Genomic DNA, 7,780 nt, shown 5'->3' with positions numbered 1-7,780 from the left:
CGAAGGGATCCAGTTGCTTCACGCGCTCGACTTGCATGTATTAGGCACGCCGCCAGCGTTCGTCCTGAGCCAAGATCAAACTCTCCATAAAATGTAAGCTTGGTTGCTCATTACTTAACTAGCTTTTTTCTTACTTAACATACTGATTGTTTTGTTCAGTTTTCAAAGATCAATGTTGCGGTGTTGTTTTTGCGACAACTTTTATATTATATCAATCTAAATTAAGTTTGTCAACATCTTTTTTCATTTCTTGTTTTCAGCAATCAAAATTGCGACCTCATTAATATAGCACATGAATACCAATAATGTCAATGCCATTTTAATGTTGTTTTTTCTTGTTAAACTGCCGCTGTTTGAGCGACGGAAATAAATATAACATGCATATTATTTATAGTCAACAGTTTTTTGCATCTTACCATAACCTTCTCGACTAAGCTAAGTATGCGACTGATATCTGATATTTATAGAAGGAAAACGATAAGATACTCCACAATAACACACACTTTTCATCGTTCCTTCACTATTAATGCCTGGTAAATAATCATGTTCTCATTTACCAGGCATTAATTATTATTATCTTAAAGAACTTTTATTATGTTTCTTATCAAGGTTATCTAATCCCAGCTTACTATAAAAACGCCTATTACTTATTAATAGTAGAAACATGTTTAGGGTAACTATTATTTAGCTTTATACTTTCTGTGATAAATACTGTTGCCTTTTGTTTCTTCAAGAATGACATCAATAATATCTTTTGAAATAAGATATTCAATCACAGTGCTTAAATCTAATGCATATGACCTCACTCCAGGATGTACCTTTAACTCACCGAAACTCCACGGTTCTGTCTCTGTGTGCATAATATCTAACAAATGTTTGGCACAGATCTGAGCTTTAGAGTTTAAAGCGAACTCAACTGCCAAGAGCATTAACTCCACACGCTTTTTTGTTTCTTCATTACTTTTAATTAATTCTTCATATAACTTATATACTTCCGGAGCAATGCGCTTAACCTGACTCCAAACAAGAACCTCAGGATGATAGCCTTTTTCAATGATTGCCAATCTACCAAGATAATGCAAAGACCGAAGTATACGACTATATGCATCTAGATAGTGACCAGATTCATATAAATCTTTTGACTCACTATAACTTCTTGTTAACTTTGCAAATTCAATCGCCAACTTTAAATTTCTTTTTTCTTGAGGAAAAGTTCTTAACTCTTCCTTTAATCCAGAAATATATTCATTGCGATCAAATACTGTTGTTCCATTTATAACCCATTCAACCGCACGTCTGTATGTGCTTGTATCTATCCAATCTTTTAATAACTTTTCTTCTACTATATGCATAGCTGCAGATTTCCCATTGAATTCATAATGCTTCACGTACCAGGATTGTTCCGCTTCTGAGACAATGATCAATAAGATAACATCAAAATTATCTGTTTCAGGGCTGATTACTTTATTCTTTTCTATGATTAATATCCCTAATGTGTTTGAATGACTAGCTCTCTCTTGATATAACGGCCTTAACAAATCTTCCATTCTTTCTCCTCCATTATAAAAATCAGTATAAAGGTTCGATTTCATCGTTACTTATCATTTATATATTTACAAGTAAACTTTCTATGATTATATAGAAAGTTTACAAACTAATTTCTATATAACAATCCAAAACCCTTTATTAAAATTAGCTTTATTTAATGATAGGCCTTCTATCAATGGCCACATCCAAATAAAGAAAAGTTATTTATTTTCTTATCCTACTAGAAAATATGCTATACTACGTTAGTGAAAAGTATGGAGGGATTACATTGTCATTAAACTACTCTAGTAAGATAAATAAAATTCGGACGTTCGCATTAAGTTTAGTATTTATCGGTTTCGGTGTAATGTATCTGGGGCTGTTACTTAAAAATATAGAATGGCTTATGTTAATATTCTTTCTTCTCGGTATGCTTTGTATTGTGTTTAGTACAGTTGTTTACTTCTGGATTGGATTGTTGTCAACACGTGCTGTTCAAATTGTATGCCCATCATGTGAAAAACCTACAAAAATTTTAGGGCGCGTTGATGCTTGCATGCATTGTAAACAACCACTTACATTAGATAAAAACTTAGAAGGTAAAGAGTTTGACGAAAAGTATAATGAAAAAAAATACCGAAATGAAATTAACGAGAAAAAGTAGGTTACTACTTCGGTACCAAAAACACCACAAAATAAAAACCCTTTCTTATTCAATTCAGAGTAAGAAAGGGTTTTTAATACAATCTATACAAGTGCTTTCTTTGTATTTTTACATACGTTACATGTTCCATAGATTTCCATTCGATGATGACTTACATCAAATCCTGTAACTTGTTCCGCAAGTGATTCTACTTCGTCCAAGCTCGGATAATGGAAATCAACAATCTTCCCACATGACTCACAGATAATATGATAATGTTTAGATGTATTGCAATCGAACCGGCTAGATGAATCACCATAAGTTAATTCTCTAACAAGACCTATCTCACGGAATACCCTTAGATTATTATAAACGGTCGCGACACTCATGTTTGGAAACTTTCCTTCTAACGCTTTATATATATCATCAGCGGTAGGGTGAATCTTAGCATTTAATAAAAACTCTAATACCGCATGACGCTGTGGTGTGATTCGAACTCCTGATTCTTTTAACTTTCCAACAGCTTCTTGAAGTTTTACTTCAGTCATCGTCATGCACCTCGCTTTCAAATGGGGATTTTAAAATAGCAACTACTAGTATATTTAAACGACATTAATTATTAAAAACATGCTTCTAACAATTCTTATTTTATAATTCTTATAATTAGTGTACCTTTTTGTTAAACATTCTGTCAATAAAAGTATATTAAATTCAATGAACTTTTATACTAATCTTTTACCTTAAGAGGAATTTCCTTACCTCCACATCTAACATTCACATAACGAGCAACAACAAATAAATAATCAGATAAACGATTCAGATAGGTAATAGCTAATGGGTCTACTAAATCATCTGCTAAGCTCACAGCCTTTCGTTCAGCTCTTCGAACAATTGTCCTCGCTACATGCATTGCAGCAGATGCCGCATGACCTGATGGCAAAATGAAATTTTTCAATTCAGGAAGTTCCCTATCCAAATTATCTATTTGTTGTTCCAGATTATTAATGTGCTCCTGTTTTAATTTCCAAGAAACATCTTTTCCATTTGGCGTAGCAAGTATAGATCCAACATGAAATAAAAGCGTTTGAACTGTGTACATTTCATCAAGGAAACGATCTTTATCTTCCCAATTTATATCACCAATATTACTAAGTGCTAGTCCAATCATAGAATTAGCTTCGTCACAAGTGCCATAGGCTTCAACACGCAAATCATCTTTAGCAACGCGTTGTCCGTATATTAATGAAGTCTTGCCTTTATCTCCAGATCTAGTATAGATACGCAACTTAGTACCCCCGCTCCAAATGAATAAAATTAATAAAATCTGATTTACCGTTAAGATACTTTACCAAGTTTTCTTCAAATATATCAATCGCCCTTGGAATATAGTTTGGTGATTTACCTGAAATATGGGGTGTCATTGTTATTTGTTCCATCTCCCATAATGGATGTTCAGGTGGTAATGGCTCTTGTTCAAATACATCCAATACTACATGGGCAATTTCATTATGTTTAACTGCTTCTATTAGTATATCACTACTTACTACATCCCCACGTCCCATATTCAAAAATACTGCAGTTGATTTCATTAACTTAAAATGATCATAGGTATAAAAATCAGCTGTTTCTTTTGTACTAGGTAAAATGGAAACGATAAAGTCCGCTTCCGGGATAGCTTTTTCTATATGTTTAGCTCGATACATTTCATCAATATAATCCTTGCTTTTCCCACTATTAGATACTCCAATAGTTTTTATCCGGAAAGCTTTTGCTATTCGGGCCAATTCTTGACCAATTGCACCCGCTCCTACGATAAGCATTGTTTTTCCAGAAATTTCGTCCGTTGGCACAGTTCGATCGAAAATCTTTCTCTGATGGTTTTCGATAAAGGTTGCAGAATTCCGATAAACTTGAAGTAGCATAGAGATAGCGTATTCTGCCATTGGAGTTTTATGAATACCTCTAGAGTTGGTGACTATTATACTACGTTCTTTTATTTTATTTAGTGGCATCTCATCCATGCCAGCCGATAACACCATAATCCATTTCAAATTTGTTGATTTTTCAATGATTTCTTTTGTTAAGTCTTCACCATATGTCAACATAACTTCTGCATTCGATAACTGATCACTAGCTTTTTCTATATTTTCATAAAATCTAAAATCCAGTGACGGATATGAATTGATTAGATTATTTCTTATATCTTTTGTTAACTTTGTTGTGGATATTACAAGCATTCCGAGACCTCCTAAAATAGTTAATTATAATATATACTTTATCAATCAAAAATAATAATAAAAAACATTTAAACTTTTATACAATGCCCTTCATCTTTATTCCTTGTAATTAGCACAAATAGGAAAAGTTCGGAACGCCTTCGAAATAAGAAAATCCTTGTTTCCGGGATGTCTTGCTATGAAGAATCCCTTTATGCTCCCCCCAAGGTAATTAAGGCTAACATCGGATTGAAGGTTTCGGGTAGCCGTTGTGGCCGGACGTGACACGTGCTAAATTGTTAATTATACAAAAACATTAAAACCATAATTTCCTTCTATACTTCAAAAAAAAGACACAAGGGAGTCATCCTTGTGTCATCAATTTATTATATGAAAAGGGGAGGTTTCAGGGTTCTAAGTTACTATATGTAGCCCTTTATCTTTTGTATAGAGGATTTGCCTACATTTCCTTATATTTAACGATTTAGGCTATAATTATAGAAAAGAACGCTATTCACATTTTTAAAAAAGAAATAGCGTTCTTTACACCCACCAGACAAAATTCCTAACTCAGATTTTCACGAATAAAATTTAAAGAGTCTTCAACATGTCCATCTACTTTGACATTACGATATTCCTTTTGAAGGACACCCTCTTTATCAATAATAAAAGTGGAACGTTCAATCCCCATATATTCTTTGTCTGGCTTTTTCTTTAGCTTCCAAACCTCGTAAGCTTCTGCCACCTTATGATTCTCGTCAACTAATAAAGTAAAAGGAAGATCGTGTTTATCAATAAAGCTTTTATGACTTTCTTCTGAATCAGGACTAACACCCAAAATTACAGCATCTAGGTCTGCAAAACTTTGATGTTTATCACGAAAATCACACGCTTCTGTTGTACATCCTGGAGTATTGTCTTTAGGGTAAAAATATAATACTACATTCTTCCCTTTAAAATCCGAAAGCGTTACTTGTTCACCATTATTTGCTTTCAATTCGAAATCTGGTGCAGTTTTACCTACTTCAATACTCATTTACTTAACCTCCTATATGAATTACTTATACTAAGGGTATCCAAAATTGTCCATACTTACAAATAATCAACTTCACGCTTGTCTTGTTTTTCTTCCTCATCTTTCGACTCATTAGACAATTGCCATATTTTTAAAAAGAAAGCTGCAGGGAGAATATAGCCAATCAGCGCTTCCATTAAGGCTAATAACCTCCCCCATCCTACTGGAGTTATATCCCCATAGCCCACTGTCATTAATGTAACACCACTGAAGTAAAATGCATGTGCCAATGATTCAAGTACCCCGACTTTTCGTAACCCGCCTCCTTCTATTAATAAGACACCGTTAAAAGATAATATAAAGTACAACAATGCAAAGCTAATTAAAACACTAAAATATACTAAAATTAGTGTGAAAAAGACTTCGTAAGAAAAATAACTTCTTTCGTATGACTTTTGATAAATAAACGCATAGAGGCTTCCGCCCATAAGTATAAAAATCAACAATATAGAAACAACTGCAACAATCAATCAAAATCCCCCTTCCACTAACTTCTAACCTCTGCTTATTAAATTAAAATTAATCTTTACCTCGTTTCTTATTAGTTTACGACTGAGCAAAAAAGTAATGACAAAATATATTAGATTTATTTGCACTATGCTTGCATCTTCTACAGCACTGATGATGAGTCCAACTGTTCTTGTCTATTTTTTACTGCTATAATGTGTCTGTCTAACAATGTTTAATGGAGGTTTATTTATGGATTTCACAAATTCAGAAAAGTTACATAAAGAGGCACAACAACATATCGTAGGTGGGGTGAATTCTCCATCTCGCGCTTTTAAGGGGGTCGGTGGTGGCACACCTGTTTATATGGAAAAAGGAGAAGGAGCCTATTTTTGGGATGTTGATGGGAATAAATACATCGATTACCTTGCCGCATACGGTCCAGTCATCACTGGACATGCTCATCCTCAGATTACAGAGGCAATTACAAAAGCTGCTAAGAATGGTGTTTTATACGGAACACCAACAGCATTAGAAAATACCTTTGCGAAAATGTTAAAAGAAGCAATTCCTTCACTTGAAAAAGTCCGTTTTGTAAATTCTGGAACCGAAGCTGTCATGACTACAATTCGTGTTGCCAGAGCTTACACAAATCGAGATAAGATTATCAAATTCGCTGGATGTTATCACGGACACTCCGACATCGTACTTGTTCAAGCTGGGTCTGGACCATCCACACTTGGCAACCCTGATTCAGCTGGTGTTACCAAATCTACTGCACAAGATGTTATCACTGTACCATTCAATGACATTGAAGCGTATAAAGAAGCGCTTGAACGTTGGGGGGATCAAGTTGCTGCCGTATTAGTCGAGCCAATCGTTGGAAATTTTGGCATTGTGGAACCCAAACCCGGATTCCTACAACAACTAAACGACCTTACACATCAAGTAGGTGCCTTAGTCATTTATGATGAAGTCATTACTGCTTTTCGCTTCACTTATGGTAGTGCTCAGCAACTAGTCGGCGTAGAGCCTGACATGACAGCACTAGGTAAAATCATCGGTGGAGGGTTACCTATCGGAGCATATGGCGGTAAAAAGGAAATTATGGAACAAGTGGCACCACTCGGCCCTGCTTATCAGGCTGGAACAATGGCAGGAAATCCAGCATCGATGTCAGCCGGCATCGCTTGTTTAGAAATCTTAAAACAGCCAGGTACTTATGAACAATTAGACCAACTCGGAGAAATGCTGGAGAATGGCATCTTATATTTTGCTAAAGAACACAACGTGACGTTAACAATTAATCGACTAAAAGGTGCACTTACGGTTTATTTTACAGATGAAACGGTAGAAAATTATGCACAAGCAGAAGCAACTGATGGGGATAAATTTGGAAGGTTTTTCAAATTAATGTTAAGCCAAGGAATTGTCTTAGCACCTTCAAAATATGAAGCATGGTTTCTAACTATTGCACATACTAAAGCTGACATCGAACAAACGTTAAAGGCAATCGACTACGCTCTTAAAAACTTGTAGTTTTCTCAACAAATTAATAATATATTTAATATACTAGAGACCCCTCCTTTACAGGGTCTCCTTCCAAATAAAGGTAACTTATTAATGTTTTTTTATACATATTTATGAATAAATATTGAATATTACAATTTTCTGTGCTATGATTATTTAGAAAATTTCAAATTTTCAACTCATGCTTTTTTGTCAATGTTTTTTTATGACTTCCCTTCAAAGCATGATTACTTGGCTTTTGCTCACGAGCAAAGGTCCTTTTTTTGTTGTTTTGCTTTTTTATGTGTTATGTATAATGTTTGGTATAATAAGTAAGATAATTTAACATATTTATAGTAGATT

General features: G+C 34.4%; 8 protein-coding genes and 1 rRNA gene. 2 read left to right on the top strand and 7 right to left on the bottom strand.

The window, feature by feature from the left end; all coding sequences use genetic code 11:
• Positions 1-91, bottom strand: a 16S ribosomal RNA gene (locus tag QQS35_RS15710); the annotation flags it as partial.
• Between the two features lie 589 nt (positions 92-680).
• The gene (locus QQS35_RS15705) at positions 681-1,547 is read right to left on the bottom strand and encodes a nucleotidyltransferase-like protein (protein ID WP_285933163.1); all 867 of its coding nucleotides are present in this window, start codon (positions 1,545-1,547) and stop codon (positions 681-683) included.
• A 230-nt stretch (positions 1,548-1,777) separates the two neighbouring features.
• Between QQS35_RS15705 and QQS35_RS15700 the strand changes: the two genes are divergently transcribed.
• Complete coding sequence (locus tag QQS35_RS15700) at positions 1,778-2,191, top strand: YgzB family protein (RefSeq protein WP_407933972.1); 414 nt, start codon at positions 1,778-1,780, stop codon at positions 2,189-2,191.
• 83 nt (positions 2,192-2,274) lie between these two features.
• Here the strand turns inward: QQS35_RS15700 and perR are convergent, their stop codons facing one another.
• The 5 genes from perR to QQS35_RS15675 all read right to left on the bottom strand — a co-directional run bounded on the left by perR (position 2,275) and on the right by QQS35_RS15675 (position 5,931).
• Positions 2,275-2,718, bottom strand: coding sequence for a peroxide-responsive transcriptional repressor PerR (gene perR, locus QQS35_RS15695; protein WP_285933162.1), 444 nt, complete (start codon positions 2,716-2,718; stop codon positions 2,275-2,277).
• A 179-nt stretch (positions 2,719-2,897) separates the two neighbouring features.
• Complete coding sequence (locus QQS35_RS15690; protein ID WP_285933160.1) at positions 2,898-3,455, bottom strand: cob(I)yrinic acid a,c-diamide adenosyltransferase; 558 nt, start codon at positions 3,453-3,455, stop codon at positions 2,898-2,900.
• A gap of 1 nt (position 3,456) precedes the next feature.
• On the bottom strand, positions 3,457-4,407 hold the full coding sequence (locus QQS35_RS15685) for a D-2-hydroxyacid dehydrogenase (protein WP_285933159.1): 951 nt from the start codon (positions 4,405-4,407) through the stop codon (positions 3,457-3,459).
• A gap of 544 nt (positions 4,408-4,951) precedes the next feature.
• The gene (bcp, locus tag QQS35_RS15680) at positions 4,952-5,422 is read right to left on the bottom strand and encodes a thioredoxin-dependent thiol peroxidase (protein ID WP_285933158.1); all 471 of its coding nucleotides are present in this window, start codon (positions 5,420-5,422) and stop codon (positions 4,952-4,954) included.
• A gap of 56 nt (positions 5,423-5,478) precedes the next feature.
• Complete coding sequence (locus QQS35_RS15675; protein WP_285933157.1) at positions 5,479-5,931, bottom strand: potassium channel family protein; 453 nt, start codon at positions 5,929-5,931, stop codon at positions 5,479-5,481.
• Between the two features lie 229 nt (positions 5,932-6,160).
• Here QQS35_RS15675 and QQS35_RS15670 point away from each other — a divergent pair, with 229 nt between their 5' ends.
• Positions 6,161-7,447, top strand: a complete 1,287-nt coding sequence (locus QQS35_RS15670) for a glutamate-1-semialdehyde 2,1-aminomutase (RefSeq protein WP_285933156.1) — start codon at positions 6,161-6,163, stop codon at positions 7,445-7,447.
• Positions 7,448-7,780: the final 333 nt, after the last annotated feature.

It is taken from the genome of Aquibacillus rhizosphaerae, assembly GCF_030282825.1.
Lineage (GTDB): Bacteria > Bacillota > Bacilli > Bacillales > Amphibacillaceae > Aquibacillus_C > Aquibacillus_C rhizosphaerae.
This window is presented reverse-complemented; position numbering and strand designations above follow the sequence as displayed.